At 57.4% G+C, this 18,226-nt stretch carries 20 protein-coding genes; 16 read left to right on the top strand and 4 right to left on the bottom strand.

Annotated elements, in window-relative coordinates; all coding sequences use genetic code 11:
- Window positions 1-7 precede the first annotated feature (7 nt).
- Together F3J28_RS07875 and F3J28_RS07870 are read left to right on the top strand one after the other, a co-directional pair.
- Window positions 8-247: a DUF1289 domain-containing protein gene (locus tag F3J28_RS07875; protein ID WP_008456463.1), complete on the top strand. Its 240-nt coding sequence runs from the start codon at window positions 8-10 to the stop codon at window positions 245-247.
- 57 nt (window positions 248-304) lie between these two features.
- Window positions 305-1,201: an aldo/keto reductase gene (locus tag F3J28_RS07870; protein WP_166874738.1), complete on the top strand. Its 897-nt coding sequence runs from the start codon at window positions 305-307 to the stop codon at window positions 1,199-1,201.
- Between the two features lie 3 nt (window positions 1,202-1,204).
- On the opposite strand, the gene F3J28_RS07865 is transcribed toward F3J28_RS07870, so the two are convergent.
- From F3J28_RS07865 to F3J28_RS07855, 3 genes are read right to left on the bottom strand one after another with little or no spacing between them, the layout of a single operon-like run.
- On the bottom strand, window positions 1,205-3,226 hold the full coding sequence (locus F3J28_RS07865) for an FUSC family protein (protein WP_008456459.1): 2,022 nt from the start codon (window positions 3,224-3,226) through the stop codon (window positions 1,205-1,207).
- Window positions 3,226-4,083 carry an efflux RND transporter periplasmic adaptor subunit gene (locus F3J28_RS07860; protein WP_166874735.1) on the bottom strand — a complete coding sequence of 286 codons (858 nt, stop codon included), beginning with the start codon at window positions 4,081-4,083 and terminating at the stop codon, window positions 3,226-3,228. Before F3J28_RS07860 ends, F3J28_RS07865 begins: the two co-directional genes overlap by 1 nt.
- Window positions 4,084-4,087: 4 nt before the next feature.
- Entirely contained in the window at window positions 4,088-4,324 is a 237-nt protein-coding gene (locus tag F3J28_RS07855; protein WP_008456455.1) for a DUF1656 domain-containing protein, read from the bottom strand.
- A gap of 176 nt (window positions 4,325-4,500) precedes the next feature.
- Between F3J28_RS07855 and slyA the strand changes: the two genes are divergently transcribed.
- The 9 genes from slyA to F3J28_RS07810 all read left to right on the top strand — a co-directional run bounded on the left by slyA (window position 4,501) and on the right by F3J28_RS07810 (window position 12,709).
- A complete protein-coding gene (slyA, locus tag F3J28_RS07850) occupies window positions 4,501-4,947 on the top strand; it encodes a transcriptional regulator SlyA (RefSeq protein ID WP_039302383.1) in 447 nt (148 codons plus the stop codon).
- A gap of 220 nt (window positions 4,948-5,167) precedes the next feature.
- The gene (locus F3J28_RS07845) at window positions 5,168-6,169 is read left to right on the top strand and encodes an LLM class flavin-dependent oxidoreductase (RefSeq protein ID WP_166874732.1); all 1,002 of its coding nucleotides are present in this window, start codon (window positions 5,168-5,170) and stop codon (window positions 6,167-6,169) included.
- Window positions 6,166-7,287: an amidohydrolase gene (locus tag F3J28_RS07840; protein WP_166874729.1), complete on the top strand. Its 1,122-nt coding sequence runs from the start codon at window positions 6,166-6,168 to the stop codon at window positions 7,285-7,287. The genes F3J28_RS07845 and F3J28_RS07840 overlap by 4 nt, the downstream gene beginning before the upstream one ends.
- Window positions 7,288-7,334: 47 nt before the next feature.
- The gene (locus F3J28_RS22630) at window positions 7,335-8,648 is read left to right on the top strand and encodes an LLM class flavin-dependent oxidoreductase (protein ID WP_166874726.1); all 1,314 of its coding nucleotides are present in this window, start codon (window positions 7,335-7,337) and stop codon (window positions 8,646-8,648) included.
- A gap of 20 nt (window positions 8,649-8,668) precedes the next feature.
- On the top strand, window positions 8,669-9,601 hold the full coding sequence (locus F3J28_RS22625) for an ABC transporter substrate-binding protein (RefSeq protein WP_008456446.1): 933 nt from the start codon (window positions 8,669-8,671) through the stop codon (window positions 9,599-9,601).
- Window positions 9,602-9,611: 10 nt separating this feature from the next.
- Window positions 9,612-10,121 (top strand): GNAT family N-acetyltransferase, encoded by a 510-nt coding sequence (locus F3J28_RS07825; protein ID WP_166874724.1) that lies wholly within the window; start codon window positions 9,612-9,614, stop codon window positions 10,119-10,121.
- Window positions 10,122-10,130: 9 nt separating this feature from the next.
- The gene (locus F3J28_RS07820) at window positions 10,131-11,057 is read left to right on the top strand and encodes an amino acid ABC transporter permease (protein ID WP_166874721.1); all 927 of its coding nucleotides are present in this window, start codon (window positions 10,131-10,133) and stop codon (window positions 11,055-11,057) included.
- A complete protein-coding gene (locus F3J28_RS07815) occupies window positions 11,041-11,814 on the top strand; it encodes an amino acid ABC transporter ATP-binding protein (RefSeq protein WP_166874719.1) in 774 nt (257 codons plus the stop codon). The genes F3J28_RS07820 and F3J28_RS07815 overlap by 17 nt, the downstream gene beginning before the upstream one ends.
- 1 nt (window position 11,815) lies before the next feature.
- Window positions 11,816-12,709, top strand: coding sequence for a transporter substrate-binding domain-containing protein (locus F3J28_RS07810; protein WP_166874715.1), 894 nt, complete (start codon window positions 11,816-11,818; stop codon window positions 12,707-12,709).
- Between the two features lie 47 nt (window positions 12,710-12,756).
- Here F3J28_RS07810 and F3J28_RS07805 read toward each other — a convergent pair whose 3' ends face one another.
- On the bottom strand, window positions 12,757-13,221 hold the full coding sequence (locus F3J28_RS07805; RefSeq protein ID WP_166874712.1) for an outer membrane lipoprotein: 465 nt from the start codon (window positions 13,219-13,221) through the stop codon (window positions 12,757-12,759).
- Between the two features lie 292 nt (window positions 13,222-13,513).
- Between F3J28_RS07805 and anmK the strand changes: the two genes are divergently transcribed.
- The 5 genes from anmK to pdxY all read left to right on the top strand — a co-directional run bounded on the left by anmK (window position 13,514) and on the right by pdxY (window position 18,121).
- A complete protein-coding gene (gene anmK, locus F3J28_RS07800) occupies window positions 13,514-14,638 on the top strand; it encodes an anhydro-N-acetylmuramic acid kinase (RefSeq protein ID WP_166874709.1) in 1,125 nt (374 codons plus the stop codon).
- Window positions 14,639-14,729: 91 nt separating this feature from the next.
- Window positions 14,730-15,053 (top strand): C-type lysozyme inhibitor, encoded by a 324-nt coding sequence (mliC, locus tag F3J28_RS07795; RefSeq protein WP_166874706.1) that lies wholly within the window; start codon window positions 14,730-14,732, stop codon window positions 15,051-15,053.
- Window positions 15,054-15,110: 57 nt separating this feature from the next.
- Window positions 15,111-15,767 carry a pyridoxamine 5'-phosphate oxidase gene (gene pdxH, locus F3J28_RS07790; RefSeq protein WP_008456433.1) on the top strand — a complete coding sequence of 219 codons (657 nt, stop codon included), beginning with the start codon at window positions 15,111-15,113 and terminating at the stop codon, window positions 15,765-15,767.
- Window positions 15,768-15,907: 140 nt separating this feature from the next.
- Window positions 15,908-17,182, top strand: coding sequence for a tyrosine--tRNA ligase (tyrS, locus tag F3J28_RS07785; protein ID WP_166874703.1), 1,275 nt, complete (start codon window positions 15,908-15,910; stop codon window positions 17,180-17,182).
- Window positions 17,183-17,260: 78 nt separating this feature from the next.
- Entirely contained in the window at window positions 17,261-18,121 is an 861-nt protein-coding gene (gene pdxY / locus F3J28_RS07780) for a pyridoxal kinase PdxY (protein WP_008456431.1), read from the top strand.
- Window positions 18,122-18,226 lie beyond the last annotated feature (105 nt).

The following is an 18,226-nucleotide window of genomic DNA, read 5'->3' as shown; positions in this document are numbered from 1 at the left end:
CGGGTTAGTGTCTGAGCAGCTAGAGTTCTTCCCCATTCAAAGCCCCTGCCGCGGGATCTGCCAGTCGGATGAACGCGGCTTTTGCCGTGGCTGTATGCGCAGCCGGGACGAGCGTTTCCAGTGGCAGCAAATGAGCGACGCCCAAAAGCAGGACGTGCTGCGCCTCTGTCGCCAGCGCTTATTGCGCAAGTTACGAGCAAACAAGCCAAATTCTCCTGAAGAACCTGAGCAGCCCTCACTGTTTTAATCATTCACCGCCGTTATACTCGGGGAAGTTTTTTTCCATTTTTGAGGTTATTTTTTTATGGTACAGCGTATTACGATTGCCCCGCAGGGCCCGGAGTTTTCACGCCTGGTGATGGGCTACTGGCGTTTGATGGAATGGAACATGTCCCCGCGCGAGCTGGCGAGCTTTATTGAAGAGCACGTTGAGATGGGGATCACCACGGCGGATCACGCCGATATTTACGGCGGTTACGCTTGTGAAGCGGCCTTTGGCGAAGCGATGCGTCTGGTGCCACATCTGCGCAGCAAAATGGAGATTGTCACCAAGTGCGGTATCGCCACCACCGCGAAGCCAGAAAATGCCCTTGGCCACTACATTACCGATCGCGATTACATCATCAGCAGTGCAGAAAGCTCGCTGAAAAAACTGGCCACCGACTATCTGGATTTGCTGCTGATCCACCGCCCGGACCCGCTTATGGACGCCGATGAAGTGGCGGAAGCCTTCACCGCGCTGCATCACAGCGGCAAGGTGCGCCATTTCGGCGTGTCTAACTTTACCCCGGCGCAGTTTTCCCTGCTGCAGTCTCGCCTGCCGTTCACCCTGGCAACAAACCAGGTTGAGCTTTCGCCGGTGCACCAGCCGCTGCTGCTTGACGGCACGCTGGACCAGCTCCAGCAGCTGCGCATTCGTCCGATGGCGTGGTCCTGCCTTGGGGGCGGCCGTCTGTTTAACGACGATGAATTCCAGCCGCTGCGCGCCGAACTGCAGAAAGTGGCGGAAGAACTTGGGGCCGACACCATCGAACAGGTGGTTTATGCCTGGGTGATGCGCCTGCCATCTTCCCCGCTGCCGATCATCGGGTCCGGCAAAATCGAACGCGTGCGCTCTGCCATTCACTCGCTGTCTCTGGAGATGACTCGCCAGCAGTGGTTCCGCATTCGTAAGGCCGCCCTCGGCTACGACGTGCCTTAATCGTTACTGACCGCCTGCCAGGGTTCCGGCAGGCGGTGCCTGTTCCAGCTGGGACAGCGAGCAGTAAAGCCGCCAGATAATGCCCGCCAGTTCCCGCGCCGCCGGGTCGTGATGATGCGACAGCGTGTCGCACATTCTTTGCAGTTCTTTCAGTGATTCCGCCAGCGGTCTTTGCAGTACACCCCGTTCACTCATCACATCCCGCAGCGTGTGCAGGCAAACGTCCCTGACCATCGACAGCGGGTCGGAGCGTGTTTCCCAGCCGCGCAGCTGCCAGACTACGTGCGAGCAGTTGAGCAGCACCACGCCCCAGCGCAGAAGCCAGCGGCGGGCCGCCTCTTCTTTGCTACTGCTAAGCTGGCTGATGTGGTGGTACACCAGCGATTCAAACTGGCTCTCGCTGTGCTGCGGTTTGCGGCTGAGCTGGTCGATAAACCCGCGCCGCAGCGCCCGGATATGGCGGCGGCTCCTGCGTGTGTCGGAGCTGGGGCGCAGCACCGAAAAAGCCAGCCATGAAATGCCCACGCCGAGGACTTTGGCGAGGTTGTCATTCATAAACCCGGCAAAGTCGTACACCGGCGGATTGCTGACCGACAGAAACGATCCCATAAAGACAATGAGCTGCCCCCAAAGCGCGGCGCGCTTTGCCTGCTGGAGTTTCAGCAACTGCATGGTGAGCAGCAGCGGCAGCAGGAAAATAAGGAACTGCCACAGCTGGGTCACCTGAATCATCAGGCCAAATTTCACCAGGAAACTGAACAGCGACAGCCAAAGCAGGGTCCGCATCAGCAGCGTGAGCGAGCCGAGCGGCGAGGCGACCGAAGAGTAGAGCACACAGCTAATGGCGGCGAGGGAAAGCGCGCCGCCGCCGGACTCCCACTGGGTACCGATGCACCAGGCGCCGGTCAGGACGATCGTTGCAAAAGTGCGCACGGCACTCCACAGCGCTTCGGCATTGTCGGTATGGCGCGCCAGCGGCGGGGCTTCGGGCGGCGTAATTACCGACACCGGCGTGGCGTTTTCCAGCTCTCTTAGCCAGCGGCTGCTGTTGAGATAGAGCCAGCAGAAATAGCGCAGGCGGTGCCAGAATGCCTGATGGCGATAATCGTCCTGAGAATGAGGGGCGATGTGTTGCAGCAGCCGAGCAACGGTGTATTTATCGGCGTTGGGCTTGGCCAGCTCCCGCAGCAAGCTGTCCAGCACCGACCAGATATTGGCGGGTGCCTCCGGCCAGTTGAGCAGCATCCGACGCAGGCTGGATATCACGCTGGTCAGGCGCAATTGCTGGTGAAGCAGGTAGTTCAGCAGGTTGTTCTGGCGACGGAAGCGATAGTGGCTCCAGAAAGCCTGAATGCGCAGCAGATTCATGGTCAGGATCTGGCCGATAATCCCTTCATGCGCGGTGCGAATGGCGTCGGTGGTTTCCGGCTGCCAGAGCAGGCTGGCGTGTTCGAGCAGCCGGGCGTGCATGTTCTTCAGGGCGCTAACCAGGGCGCTGCCGTCCGAGGTGCTGGGCAGCACCATCATCATAAAGCCGCCGCACAATATCCCGACCACCACCTCGCACACGCGGGCCTGGGCGATATCCCACAGCTCCGTTGATTCCACGGTATTGATCATCGGGAAGGCAATAATGGCGGCGGTGTACCCGGCGAGCATGAAGGCGTAGGCCACGTTATTCTGAAAATGGCTGGAGGCCCAGGTACAAAGCGCCAGCCAGCTTGCCATGGCGAAGGTGAACAGCCAGGGATCGTTCAGCGCGTTGCCGGCAATCATTAACGAGGCTGCCGCGCCGATGAAACTGCCCGCAATCCGCCCCAGACTTTTGCTTATCACGCCGCCAACGGTGGGGAAGCTCACCACGGCGGCGGAGGTCATCGCCCAATAAGGCTCATCCAGATTCAGGCCGTAGGCAATGGCCAGCGCCATGCCCATGGCAATGGCGTTACGCAGCGCATAGCGCCATTGCCCGCCGGTGGCTTTTCCCCACGGCGTATTATGCCACGCCAGAAAACTGAGATTCATCAGGGCTGTACGCTAACGGTGCAGGTGGTGCCCGACACCAGCGTCACGCCATCAGGAATGGCATCCAGGCTAATGCGCACCGGCACGCGCTGCGCAAGGCGAACCCACGGCACGTTCGGCTTAATGTCCGGGACCAGGTCGCTGTCGCTTTCGATGCTTTGGTCGTAAATCGCACGGCCAATACTTTCTACTTTGCCGCTCAGCTTTTGGTTGCCGTTGTACAGCACGATCTGCACGGCATTACCCGGCTGAATGCGGCGCAGCTTGGTCTCTTCGAAATAGCCCACCACGTAAAACGAGTGGCTGTCCACCAGCGCGAAGACCGGCTTGCCTTCGCTGGCGTAGTTCCCGACGCGGGAGGTCAGGTTGGTGACCCAGCCGTCTACCGGGGCAGTGACTGTGGTTTGCGAAAGCTGCCACTGCGCCTGCTCCAGCGTGGCCTGGGCGACTTTCACCGCCGCCTGCATCGCTTTAACGTTAATGTTGGCGGTGTCCATGTCTTCGGCAGAAATGTAGTTGCGCGGCAGATTCTGGCGGCGGTTCGCCTCGTTGCTGGCTTTGGCCAGATCGGACTGGGCCTTCGCCAGCTGTGCCTCGGCGTTTAGCACCGCAATGTGGTAAGGCGTGGCGTCAAGGGTGAACAACGGAGTGCCTTTACTCACAAACTGGTTGTCTTTCACGTTCAGGGTCACGATGGTGCCGGATACCTGTGGCGTGATGCTCACCTGTTCGGCGCGCACTTTGCCGTCCCGCGTCCAGGGCGACTGCATGTAATAGTTCCATAACAGCCAGCCTGCCAGCAGCGCGGCGGCAAAAACGATGAGGGTGGAAAAATATTTTATTGTTTTGATATTCATTGCGTTACCACATCACCAAAAGAGCCATGCCGGCGCTGACGGACAGCGCGAAAAGGGATAAGTCCATTAACGTGGGATGCCAGATTTCGCCGGAATAAATCCAGTCGCGCAGCAAACGGTGGACGATCAGCCAGATAAAAAAGCCGACAAACACGGCCTTAAACAGCGGAGGGAAGTAGACCGATGCCCCGACCACAAGATCCTGAAGCGGGAAGCCGGACGGGCTAAAAGTGAGACTCACGTAGTGATAATCCTTTAAAAAACGGGGGTGGCTGCCGTTTCCCCTCACTTAGATGTAGAATAAAAGTATAGCTGGTTGCATAACTTCAGTGAAAGTAAGGGATTTGTTTTTAACAATTAATGCCTGCACAATAGTCTAAAATCAGTATAATAAGTTAGCAAGCTAATTATAAGGAGATGAAATTGGAATCGCCATCGCCATTAGGTTCGGATCTGGCCCGCCTGGTACGCATCTGGCGTGCTCTGATTGACCATCGCCTGAAACCTCTGGAATTGACACAGACACACTGGGTAACGCTGCATAATATTCATCAGCTGCCGCCAGATCAGTCACAGATTCAGTTGGCTAAAGCGATCGGCATTGAGCAGCCATCCCTGGTTCGTACGCTCGATCAACTCGAAGAGAAAGGGTTAATCTCGCGCAAAACCTGTGCAAACGACCGTCGGGCAAAACGAATTAAATTGACCGAGCAGGCCGCGCCTATCATTGAAAAGATGGAAGGCGTAATAAACGAAACGCGGGGAGAAATCCTGTCGGGTATTACTCGCGAAGAGCAGGCGCTCTTAAGCAGCCTGATTAGTCGGCTTGAGCAAAATATTATTGAACTGCAGGCCCGGGATTAATCTCCCCGGTTGAACCCAAGCCTCGCTGCTTATCCAGCGGGGCTTTTTTTTTACCTGACGATCCGTTACCCGCAAAAATATTCGCCCGGTAGCAAAGAGTTGAGCAGGCGTGTGAGTTTGTTTATCTCTATTTCAGAAGTCTAAATGTAAATTAATTGTTTCTCACCGCCTTCTCCCGCTTTTAATAATGCAGGCATGTTTTTAACAATGAGCCTGCATTATGTCTTATCGCATCAGTATCCTGGATAAAAGCCCGCTTGCGCCCAACGACAGCGCGACGGATGCCCTGGCCCGTACGCTGCATCTCGCACAGCAGGCAGAAAACTGGGGCTATCACCGCTTTTGGCTGGCCGAGCACCACAACACTCCCCAGCTTGCCAGCCCTTCGCCGGAAGTGTTGATTGCCTGGATTGCCGGGCAGACTCGCCGCATTCGCGTGGGCTCCGGCGGCGTGATGCTTCAGCATTACAGCCCTTACAAAGTGGCCGAAAATTTCAATCTGTTGTCGTCCCTCGCGCCTGGCCGCATCGATCTCGGCGTTGGTAAAGCTCCGGGGGGCTTGCCGCTTTCGACGCAGGCGCTGCAGCACGGGCAATCGCCGTCGGTAAAAGGCAGCTTTGATGAACAGCTCACGCAGCTCGACGACTGGCTCTCGCGACGTGAACCCGCGACGGACGAAAGCGTTCGCGCCACGCCGCTACCGGCCCAGCGCCCGGAAGGTTTTTTATTAGGCGCCAGCCTGCAAAGCGCCAGGCTGGCGGCCAGCCTGGACTGGAACTTTGTTTTTGCCGCCCATTTAAACGGCGATAAAACACTGCTGCGCGACGTAGTGACTGACTGGAAAAAGAACAGTCGCCGTGACGTGCTGGTGGCCGTACAGGCTATCGTGGCACGGGATGCAGGCCGCGCGGAAGAGCTTGCCCGACAGGTGGAAATCTGGGGCGTGGAGCTTGAAAACGGCCAGCGCGTGAGCGTGGCAAGCGAAGAGCAGGCCCACAGCTTTGCCCGCCAGTCCGGCAGCACGCTGCGAAGCCTGACGCGCCGTGAACCTTCGCTGTTCAAAGGCACGCCTGAAGCGGTGCGGGAAGCGCTGCAGGCGCTGCACGAAGAGTACGGCATTGATGAATTTATTATTGATACGCCGGTGGCAGAAGGAGCAGAACGTCTGGCTTCGCTGCAGCTGCTGGCCGAGGCCCATGCGGCTGCGGAGGTGGCTGTATGACGTTTGCTCAGCAACTGATCGACTGGCGTCGCGAGCTGCACCGGTTCCCGGAATTATCCCTTGAAGAAGTGGCAACCACTTCGCGCATCCGCGACTGGCTACAAAGCGCGGGTATCCGCCTGCTGCCGTATTCGCTTCACACCGGCGTAGTGGCGGAAATTGGCGAAGGCGAGAGCGCTATTGCGCTGCGGGCTGATATCGACGCGCTGCCCATTGAAGAAGCCAGCGGCGTGGCCTTTAGTTCGCAGAATCCGGGGGTAATGCACGCCTGCGGACATGACGTTCACAGCAGCGTGATGCTGGGCGCGGCGCTGTTGCTTAAGCAGAACGAAGCGCAGCTTAACGGCCGGGTTCGCATTCTGTTTCAGCCCGCAGAGGAGCGTTTCGGTGGGGCAACCACGCTGGTCAAGGCCGGCGTGCTGGAGGGGATCTCTGCCATTTTTGGCATGCACAATGAGCCAGGCCTGCCTGTCGGGGCGTTTGCCACACGCGGCGGCCCGTTCTATGCCAACGTTGACCGGCTGGTCATTCAGGTGCGGGGCAAGGGCGCGCATGCGGCGCGCCCGCATGAAGGCAAAGACGCGATATTGCTTGCCAGCCAATTAGTTACCCTGCTGCAAAGTATCACCAGCCGGGAGGTCAACACGCTGGATTCAGCCGTATTGAGCATTACCCGGATTGCGGGCGGTAACACCTGGAACGTGCTGCCGGAAAGCGTTGAGCTGGAAGGCACGCTGCGCACCCACAGCGCCAGCGTGCGAGAGGCGGTTAAAGCGCGCGTTATTGAGATTGCGGCCGGTCTTGCCAGCGCCTTTGGGGCGGAAATCGACGTCACCTGGCATTTGGGGCCTGATGCGCTGGTTAACGCTGAGCACTGGGCAGCATTTGCCAGTGAAGTTGCCGCCGCGGAAGGTTACGCCACGCATCATGCCGATCTGCATCTGGGCGGCGAAGATTTTGCGGTTTATCTCCAGCATATTCCCGGCGCGTTTGTCAGCATCGGCAGCGACAGCCGCTATGGGCTTCATCATCCGGCCTTCGATCCCGATGAAAGACTGATTGAACCCGCAGCCCATTATTTCGCCCGGTTAGCCCAATCGGCGCTACAACAACTTTAACTCTAATCAGCGACGGCGGATTTTAACGATCCGCATAAGGATAAGGCATGTCTGCAACACGACAATTAAGACTGGGTACGATATTACACGGCGCGTCGGGAAATATGTCGGCCTGGCGTCACCCTGCTGCGGTAGCCGACGCCAGTATTAATTTTGAGTTCGTCAAACAAACGGCATTCAAGGCGGAAGAGGGGAAGCTGGATTTTATCTTTGTGGCCGACGGACTTTATATTAACGAAAAATCTATCCCGCACTTTTTAAATCGCTTTGAGCCGCTGACGGTATTATCTGCCCTGGCGAGCGTGACGAAGCATTTGGGCCTGGTGGGAACATTGTCGACGTCGTACAGTGACCCTTTTACCACGGCGCGCCAGTTTGCGAGTCTCGATCATCTGAGCAACGGCCGCGCGGGCTGGAACGTGGTCACGTCTCCGCTGGAAGGATCGGCTAAAAACTTCTCCAGAACCCAGCATCCTGAACACGCGCTGCGCTATCGCATCGCCGATGAATACCTGGACGTCGTAAAAGGGCTCTGGGATTCATGGGAAGAAGATGCTTTTGTGCGCAATAAAGAAAGCGGGCAGTTCTTCGCCCCTGAAAAGCTGCACGCGCTCAATCATCAGGGGGATTTCTTCCAGGTCGCGGGGCCGCTGAACATTGGCCGCACGCCACAGGGCAGACCAATTTTGTTCCAGGCCGGCGCCTCGGAAGACGGCAAAAAGCTGGCGGCAAAACATGCCGATGCCATTTTTACTCACCATGAATCGCTCGATGAGGCAAAAACTTTTTACCGGGATGTGAAAAACCAGCTGGAAGGGCAAGGCCGTGAGGCTGACTCGCTGCATATCTTCCAGGGCGTGAGCGTCATCGTTGGCACGGATGCCGAAGACGCTGAACGGCAATACCAGACCACCGCCGCGCTGGTCTCCGTCAGCGATGCCCTGAATTACCTGGGCCGCTATTTCGAACACCATGACTTTAGCCAGTACCCGCTGGACGAGCCTTTTCCCGATATCGGCGACCTGGGACAGAACAGCTTCCGCAGTACCACCGATGAGATCAAACGCAACGCCCGTGAGCGCGGGTTAACCCTGCGCCAGGTCGCGCTCGAAGCCGCCAGCCCAAGGCCGCGTTTTTCCGGTTCGCCGGAACAGGTGGCGGACGGCCTGCAACAGTGGTTTGACGAGCGAGCGGCAGACGGATTCATCATCCAGGGCGGCACCCCGGACACCTTCCCGCGTTTTGTGGAGCAGGTTGTGCCGGTACTTCAGGCACGCGGCCGGTTCCGCACCGAATACCCCGGCATTACGCTGCGCGAAAGCTTTGACTTTGTGCAACCCGAAAATCGCTACGGCAAATAAAACAAATAAAGAGAAAAACTATGCAAAAAACATCCCTGCTGCTGGCGATTGCGCTGGCGTGGACGCCGCTTACCTGGGCGAACGACGTGACCATCAACGGCACCGGCGTCAGCCTGGAAGCCAACAAAGCGCCGATCAATACCGCTAAAAATCCGCAGGCCATCGCGCAGCTGCCTAAAGATTATCGATTTGCCGTTCCCGGTAAATTTACCGTGGCAGTGGCGGCGCTCAATTCGCCGCCGCTGACGGTTTTTTCTGATGACAATAAAACCCTGCTCGGCAGCGAAGTCGACATTGCCCGCCTGGTTGCCGACAGCCTTGGGCTGGAGCTGAACGTGGTTCCGACCTCCTGGGAGGACTGGCCGCTCGGCGTAGCTTCCGGAAAATATGATGCCGCGATCAGCAATATTACCGTCACTAAAGATCGCAAAGAGAAGTTCGATTTTGCCACCTACCGCAAAGACTCGCTGGGCTTTTATGTGAAGTCCAGCAGCCCGATTAAATCGCTCACCCACGCGGAAGATATCGCCGGGTTGCGCATCGTCGTTGGGTCCGGCACCAATCAGGAAGCGATCCTGCTGGCGTGGAATGCGGAAAACGAGAAAAAAGGGCTGAAGCCGTTTACGCCGGTCTACACCAAAGATGATGCCGCGCTCACGCTGGCGCTGCAGTCCGGGCGAGCCGATGCCTGGTTTGGGCCTAATGTCACCGGGGCATGGAAAGCGGCGCTGACCGGTAAAACAAAGCTGGTGGGCAGCGTGGACGGCGGCTGGCCAAAAGCGGCACACATTGCGGTGACGCTGAAAAAAGGCAGTGGCCTGGTGGAACCGGTGCAGACGGCGCTCAACGGCGCGATTCAACAGGGCGACTACGACAAAGTTTTAAAGCGCTGGGGTGAAGGCGTGGAGCGTATTTCTGCCTCGGAAGTTAACCCTGCTGGTTTAGGCGATTGAGGAGGCGTATATGAGCGAATATTTTCGCGTTTTGTCCCCGGAAGCGCCAGAGCTGCAGCCGATCATTAGCGGCCTGTTTGGCGAGTATGCCGCCCGCTACGGGGATTTTTTCTCCCGTGATGCCGAAGTGGAGCTGACCGAATGGTATCTGCCGCCGCAGGGCATTTTTATCGTGCTGGAGCGCGAGGGTGAAATTATTGCCACCGGGGCCTACAAGCCCTACGACCAGCAAACCGCCGAGATCAAACGTATCTGGACGAAAAGTACGCTGCGCAAGCAGGGCCTGGCTGGACGAGTGGTTCGCGAACTGGAGCGCCTGGCCCTTCAGGCTGGCTACAGCCGCATCTATCTCACCACTGGCTTTCGTCAGCCGGAGGCCGTCAGGCTTTATCTCAGCGAGGGCTACGATCCGCAGTTCAGCCTGGAGGTTGACCCCGAAACGTTCAGCCTGCCGCCCTACGACGGGCGGCTACGGTTCACCAAAATCTTAGCGCTGGAAAGCCTGAGTAAAACGGCCTGAGGAGTGACGATGAAAACGTCTGAAACCATTAAAGTGGTGCCCGCGCGTTACCCGCTGCGCACCGTGGGGGCAGTGGTGGCTCTGTTTGTGCTGGCGGTGGTGGTGCAATCCGTCGCGTTTAACCCTCGCTGGGAATGGGGCGTTTTTGCCCACTGGTTTTTTGATCCGGTCATTCTGGAGGGGTTAGGGCAAACTCTGTTGTTAACGCTGCTGGGCACGGCGCTGAGCGTAGTGCTCGGGGGCTTACTCGCGCTGGCAAGGCTCTCTTCTTCCTGGCTGTTGAGCAGCCTGGCCTGGAGTTACATCTGGCTGTTTCGCTCCCTGCCGCTGATTGTCGTGCTGATCGTGCTCTACAACTTCTCCTACCTGTACGACACGTTGTCGATTGGGGTGCCTTTCACCAGCATCGTCTGGGGCAGCTATGACACGATTAACGTGTTGGGGCAGTTTTCGACGGCAGTAGTGGGGCTGACGCTGGTGCAGAGCGCCTACACCGCAGAGATTGTTCGAGGTGGTTTTCTGGGAGTGGATCACGGGCAATACGAAGCCGCCGCAGCGTTAGGCTTGCCCGCGTGGCGGCGTACCGTGCGGATTATTTTACCGCAGGCGCTGCGTACGATCCTGCCCGCCGGGTTCAACGAAATCATCAGCCTCGCTAAGGGCACGGCGATGGTTTACGTGCTGGCGATGCCGGAGCTGTTTTACACCATTCAGATGATCTACAACCGCACGCAGCAGGTGATCCCGCTGCTGATGGTGGCGGCCGTCTGGTATCTGGTGATCACCAGCGTACTATCGCTGATTCAGTACCTGGTTGAACGCTCGCTGGCCCGCAGCGAACGCCGCTCCGCCATCAACCAAACGCGCACCGCCCGCAGCGCTGCGCCGTCCACAGCCCCCGTTGCCCAGGAGCCGGTCCATGCCAACCTCTCATAACGGCCATATTTCCATTACCGGCGTCAGCAAATATTTCGGTCGCCATAAGGCGCTGGATGATGTTTCGCTTGAGATCCCGCCTGGCACGGTGACGGTGATCCTCGGGCCATCCGGCTCCGGTAAATCTACGCTGTTGCGCACCATCAACCACCTTGAGCGGGTGGACGAAGGCTTTATCCAGATTGACGGCGATTACATTGGTTACCGCCTGAAAGGCGACAAACTGTACGAGCTGAAAGAAAAGGAGATCCTGCGCCAGCGGGCCAACGTGGGCTATGTCTTTCAGAACTTCAATCTGTTTCCCCACATGACGGTGCTGGAAAACCTGATTGAAGCGCCGGTGGCTCATAAACAGCTGAGCCGCAAAGAGGCGATTGAGCGTGCGTATGACCTGCTGGACGTCGTCGGGCTGCGCAATAAAGCCGATGCCTGGTCGCGGCACTTATCCGGCGGGCAGCAGCAGCGCATTGCCATTGCCCGCGCGCTGGCGCTGAGCCCACGGGTGATGCTGTTTGATGAGCCAACGTCAGCGCTTGACCCTGAGCTGGTTGGCGAAGTGCTGGACGTGATTAAAAGACTGGCCCGTTCGGGCACGACGCTTGTAGTCGTCACGCATGAAATCGGCTTTGCGCGGGAAGTGGCCGATCAGGTGGTGTTTATGGTCGACGGCAAGATTGTTGAGCAGGGAAGCAGCGACGAAGTGCTGAATCGCCCACAGCATCCGCGCACCCGTCAATTTTTATCGAAGGTGCTGTGAGATGAAATATGGATTTATCGCGCTGTTGGTCTCTTTTTCCGCTTTGTCCGCGCAGACGAATATTGACCTTGTTGCCAATGAAAAGCCTTTGAGCGTGGCGCGGGATGAAAAGGCGATTGCCAAAATCCCCGCAGGCTACAGGTTTGTCGAGCCCGGTACATTAACGGTGGCGATCTCCGCGCTTAACTCTCCGCCGCTGGCGCTGCTGGCCAGCGATAACCGCACACGCATAGGCAGCGACCCGGACATAGCCCGCCTGCTGGCCGGTAGCCTTGGCCTGAAACTGAAGCTGGTGCCGACCGCGTGGGAAGACTGGCCGCTGGGCATCACCTCCGGGCGCTATGATGTGGCGCTGGTAAACATTGCCGTGACGGAGCAGCGGAAAGAGAAATTTGATTTTGCCACCTATCGCGTGGACTCGCTCTCTTTTGCGGTGAAGGCCAGCAGCCCGATTCAGTCTATCGCTAAGGCAGAAGATCTCGCCGGGCGGAAGGTTATCGTCGGGTCAGGCACAAATCAGGAGCGTATTTTGCTAGGCTGGAATGCTGAAAATGAAGGTGCCGGGCGCGAGCCCGCTTTGCCTGTGTATGTGACCGACGATGCCTCCGCCAACCTCTATATTCAGTCTGGCCGGGCCGACGTGTTCTTTGGGCCGCAGTCAATCACCGCCTATAAAGCCGCGTTAACCGGCACTACGCGGGTGGTCGGGCTGGGGCCGAAAAAGGCCTATGTGGCGACGACAACGAAAAAGGGCAACGGGCTGGTTTACGCGCTGCAGGCGGCGCTGGATGGCGCTATTCAGCGGGGAGAGTATCAGCGGGTGCTTGCGCGGTGGGGGGAACAGGGGGAAGAAGTTGCCCAGTCGGAGGTGAATCCGCCCGGCATTACTTACTAACAGAAAAGGCCCGCTATGCGGGCCTTAAATCATTTGGCGATGTTGTCTTAGCGAGGTGCAACGGTGATGTTGTTGCCGCTGCCGGAGATGGCTACACGCTGGCCAACGGAGTAACGGGTGTCACCCTGTTTCTGCACGGCGATGATGGTTTGGCCATCATCTTTACGAATTTCCAGCTCAACGCCTTTGCTGTTGCTCATTGCGCCGCCAACTGCGTCACCCGCCAGGCCACCGGCTACAGCGCCGCCTGCGGTGGCCAGAGTACGTCCGGTGCCGCCGCCGACGGTGTTACCCAGCAGACCACCCAGTACCGCACCGCCGATAGCCCCAATAGTGCTGCTGCTTTCGCTGCCTTTGATGGTGACCGCGCGAACGTGGGTAATGGTACCGTAGGTTACGGTTCTGACCTGTTTAGCTTCAGACTCGTTGTAAACATCGCCGGACAGCCCTTCGTTGGCGCAGCCGGCCAGGGTGAAAGCAACCAGTGAAACTGCCAAAATACGTGAAATCATTTGTACCTCTCCTGTGAACCCATCAACGCTCGGTGAGCATCCGTTATGGCTAAATTATATGGCAATTCCTGGCCATAGTTCATGTTTGTTCTACAACAATCCTGTAAAAATAGTAAATCAAATGTCTTTAACAACAATTAAACCGCCGCGCTGTGCGGGTTTCGCTTAAATGTCTGACCGTCTGCTGGCGCAGCTGACACAGATTATTAATTAAAATTATTAATAAATCATAATATTGCGTGCTAGTTTAACCACATCAATTTACCGCCCCGGCGAGAATAAGGAGTGACGGATGAAGTCAGGTCGTTATATAGGCGTGATGTCAGGCACCAGTCTGGATGGTATCGATGTGGTGCTGGCTGCTATCGACGAACATCTGGTCGTTCAGCAGGCGAGCTACAGCCACCCGATGCCGCTGGCCATCAAAAACGCTGTTCTTGCCGTTTGCCAGGGGCAGCAACTCACGCTGTCCCAGCTAGGCCAGTTGGACAACCGGCTGGGTAAATTGTTCGCCGAGGCGGTGCAAATCCTTATTAAGCGCGAAGGGCTGCGGCCTGAAGACGTCACGGCCATTGGCTGCCACGGGCAAACCGTGTGGCATGAGCCGCAGGGCGAGGCTGCCCATACTATGCAAATTGGCGACAACAACCATATTGCCGCGCTGACCGGTATTACCGTCGTCGGTGATTTTCGCCGCCGCGATATGGCGCTTGGCGGGCAGGGCGCGCCGCTGGTGCCGGCGTTTCACCAGGCGCTGCTCGCTCATCCGGTTGAGCGCCGAATGGTGCTCAACATCGGCGGCATTGCCAACCTCTCTTTGCTGATCCCAGGCCAGCCGGTCAGAGGCTACGACACCGGGCCCGGTAATATGCTGATGGATGCGTGGATCTGGCGGCAGCGTGGAAAAGGCTATGATAAAGACGCCGAATGGGCGAGCCAGGGCAAAGTCGTTCTTCCTTTATTACAGCAAATGCTGAGCGATCCTTACTTCGCCGCACCTGCGCCCAAAAGTACGGGCCGCGAATACTTTAACTATGGCTGGCTCGAGCGCCAGCTTGCGATGTTCCCGGCGCTTGCCGGCGAAGATGTGCAGGCCACGCTGACTGAGCTGACGGCGACAACTATCGCCGAGCAGGTACTCCTGAGCGGCGGCTGTGAACGTCTCATGGTGTGCGGCGGAGGCAGCCGTAACCCGCTTCTGATGGCGCGCCTCGCTGCGCTGCTGCCGGGTACGGAAGTGACGACGACCGATGAAGCCGGGATAAGCGGGGACGATATGGAAGCGCTGGCGTTTGCCTGGCTGGCCTACCGAACAATGTCCGGCCTGCCGGGCAACCTGCCTTCGGTAACCGGTGCCTCTGAGCCGACCATCCTCGGTGCCATTTATCCTGCTAATCCGCGTCATAATAAGAGTTAACTGAAATTATCTTCATCCCGCAGCCGCTAAACTGCTAGCGTTAAGGAGGGCGCATGCCCTCCAGGGATAACAAGATCTTCAGGATACTCAGATGAAAAAACTGCTCGTTGCCACCGTGCCAATGCTGCTCGCCGGCTGTAGTTACTACAACGCTTTTCTCGAAAAAATGCATACCGATACGCTGGTGTATCAGTGCGATGAAAAACCGCTCACCGTGAAGCTGAATAACGACAAACAGCAGGTTAGCTTTGTCTACGATAACCAGATGCTGAACCTGACGCAGGGGCTTTCCGCGTCCGGCGCACGTTATACCGACGGCGTGTACGTCTTTTGGTCGAAGGGCGACAGCGCAACCGTCTATCGTAAAGACACAATCGTGCTGAATAATTGCCAGCTACAGACGGCCAAACGTTGAGATTTCTCAGGGTGGAGAGCACAATAGCTCCACCCGAGGATAGCCTGATGTAACGCCATGTCTGATAACGACTCTTTGCAACAGATTGCGCATTTGCGCCGCGAATACACCAAAGGTGGCCTGCGCCGCCACGATCTCACCGACACGCCGCTGCCGCTTTTTGAACGCTGGCTGGCTCAGGCCTGCGAAGCCAAACTTGCCGACCCGACCGCCATGGTCGTGGCCACGGTTGACGAAAACGGCCAGCCGTATCAACGCATCGTCCTGCTAAAGCATTTTGATGAAAAAGGGCTGGTGTTTTACACCAACCTGGGCTCCCGCAAGGCGCACCACATCGAACACAACCCCCGCGTTAGCCTGCATTTCCCGTGGCATATGCTGGAGCGCCAGGTGATGGTGCAGGGCACCGCCGAGCGTTTATCCACCCTCGAAGTGTTGAAATACTTCCACAGCCGCCCGAAGGACAGCCAGATAGGCGCCTGGGTATCGAAGCAATCGAGCCGCATATCTGCGCGCGGCGTGCTGGAAAGCAAATTCCTCGAGCTGAAACAGAAGTTTCAGCAGGGCGAAGTGCCGCTGCCGAGTTTTTGGGGTGGCTACCGCGTCAGCATCGACCAGATGGAGTTCTGGCAGGGTGGCGAACACCGTCTGCACGATCGCTTCCTCTACCAGCGCGACGGAACTGCCTGGAAAATAGACCGCCTCGCGCCGTAAAGTCAGGATTTTCACCTTAAGCGCTGGTGCTAACTGCGCCAGCCCTTTATTCTATGTCCCCTAAAAAATGAATTCTTTCGCCAGTGGGCGAAAAGCCGTGTACCGGCAAAGGTGCAGTCGTATTAGAGATGGAGAATTTGATGTCGAACATCAATTTGATCAAACAATTGCAAGAGCGGGGCCTGGTGGCCCAGGTGACGGATGAGGATGCGTTAGCAGAGCGACTGGCGCAAGGGCCAATTGCACTCTATTGCGGCTTCGATCCGACCGCCGACAGCTTGCATTTGGGCCATCTGGTTCCACTGCTGTGCCTGAAACGCTTTCAGGAAGCAGGCCATAAGCCGGTTGCCCTCGTGGGCGGTGCCACCGGTCTTATCGGCGACCCAAGCTTCAAAGCCGTTGAGCGTAAGCTGAACACCGAAGATACCGTGCAGGAGTGGGTGGAAAAAATCCGCCGTCAGGTTGCACCGTTCCTCGACTTTAACTGCGGTGATAATTCTGCCGTCGCCGCAAACAACTACGACTGGTTTGGCAGCATGAACGTGCTGACCTTCCTGCGTGATATCGGCAAGCACTTCTCTGTTAACCAGATGATTAACAAAGAAGCGGTAAAACAGCGTCTGAACCGCGACGACGTGGGGATCTCTTTCACCGAGTTCTCTTACAACCTGCTGCAGGGTTACGACTTCGCCTGCCTGAACAAACTGCATGGCGTGGTGCTGCAGATTGGCGGTTCTGACCAGTGGGGCAACATCACCTCCGGTATCGATCTGACCCGCCGTCTGCATCAGCAGCAGGCTTTCGGCCTGACCGTGCCGCTGATCACTAAATCCGACGGCACCAAATTCGGTAAAACCGAAGGCGGCGCGGTCTGGCTTGATCCGAAGAAAACCAGCCCGTACAAGTTCTACCAGTTCTGGATCAACACCGCGGATGCCGATGTGTATCGCTTCCTGAAGTTCTTCACCTTTATGGACATTGCAGAGATCAATGCCCTGGAAGAAGAAGACAAAAACAGCGGGGCTGCACCTCGCGCCCAGTACGTGCTGGCCGAGCAGGTCACCCGTCTGGTGCACGGTGAAGAAGGACTGACCGCGGCCAAGCGCATTACTGCCAGCCTGTTTAACGGCAACCTGAGTGAACTGAGCGAGGCCGACTTTGAGCAGCTGGCTCAGGACGGCGTGCCGATGGTCGAAATGGATCGCGGTGCTGACCTGCAACAGGCGTTGGTGGATTCCGAGCTGCAGCCATCCCGTGGCCAGGCGCGTAAAACCATCTCGCAGAACGCAATCACCATCAACGGTGAAAAACAGTCTGACCCGGAATACACCTTCACCGAAGGCGACCTTCTGTTTAACCGTTACACCCTGCTGCGCCGCGGTAAAAAGAACTACTGCCTCGTCTGCTGGAAATAAGTTATCGGAATAGAAAAGCACGGCTTATGCCGTGCTTTTTTTTAGCAAGCACAACACCTGGCGATACCTGAGTAGAAAATGAAAAACATTCTTGCCATCCAGTCCCACGTGGTATTTGGTCACGCCGGTAACAGCGCCGCCGAATTCCCGATGCGCCGCCTGGGCGCCAACGTCTGGCCGTTGAACACGGTGCAGTTCTCCAACCACACGCAATACGGGCAATGGACCGGCACGGTGATGCCCGCCAGCCACCTGAGCGAGATTGTGCAGGGGATTGCGAATATCGGCCAACTGGAGCGCTGTGATGCGGTTCTGAGCGGATATCTGGGCTCGGCTGAGCAGGGCGAACATATTCTTTCCATTGTGCGTCAGGTAAAAGCGGCTAACCCGAAGGCAAAATACTTCTGTGACCCGGTGATGGGCCATCCGGAGAAAGGCTGTATCGTGGCGCCTGGCGTGGCGGAATACCACACGCGCTACGCCATGCCTGCCAGCGATATCATCGCGCCGAACCTGATTGAGCTGGAAATTCTCAGCGGCCACAGCGTAAACAACGTGGACGAAGCCGTGGCGACGGCCCGAGAGCTGATTGCTCAAGGGCCGGAAATTGTGCTGGTGAAGCACCTGGCTCGCGCAGGCTACCAGCAGGATCGTTTTGAAATGCTGCTGGTGACGGCGGACGAAGCCTGGCACATCCATCGCCCGCTGGTGGACTTTGGCGAGCGTCAGCCGGTTGGCGTGGGTGACGTGACCAGCGGCCTGCTGCTGGTTAAGCTGCTGCAGGGGGCAACGCTGCGTGAAGCGCTGGAGCACGTTACGGCGGCGGTGTACGACATTATGGTCGTCACCAAACGCATGGCCGAGTACGAACTGCAGCTGGTCGCGGCTCAGGACGGGATTGCCAAACCCGAACACTATTTCACCGCGGTGAAGCTCTGAAATAAAAACGCCCTCATTTGAGGGCGTTTAGTTTCTGACAAAGAGGAAAAAAACGTGGTTTTTCCCTCTTTGTAGTTATCAGCCGAAAATCAATGAATTGATTTT

The sequence above is a fragment of the Enterobacter sp. Ap-1006 genome (genome assembly GCF_011752835.1).
GTDB lineage: Bacteria > Pseudomonadota > Gammaproteobacteria > Enterobacterales > Enterobacteriaceae > Cedecea.
This window is presented reverse-complemented; position numbering and strand designations above follow the sequence as displayed.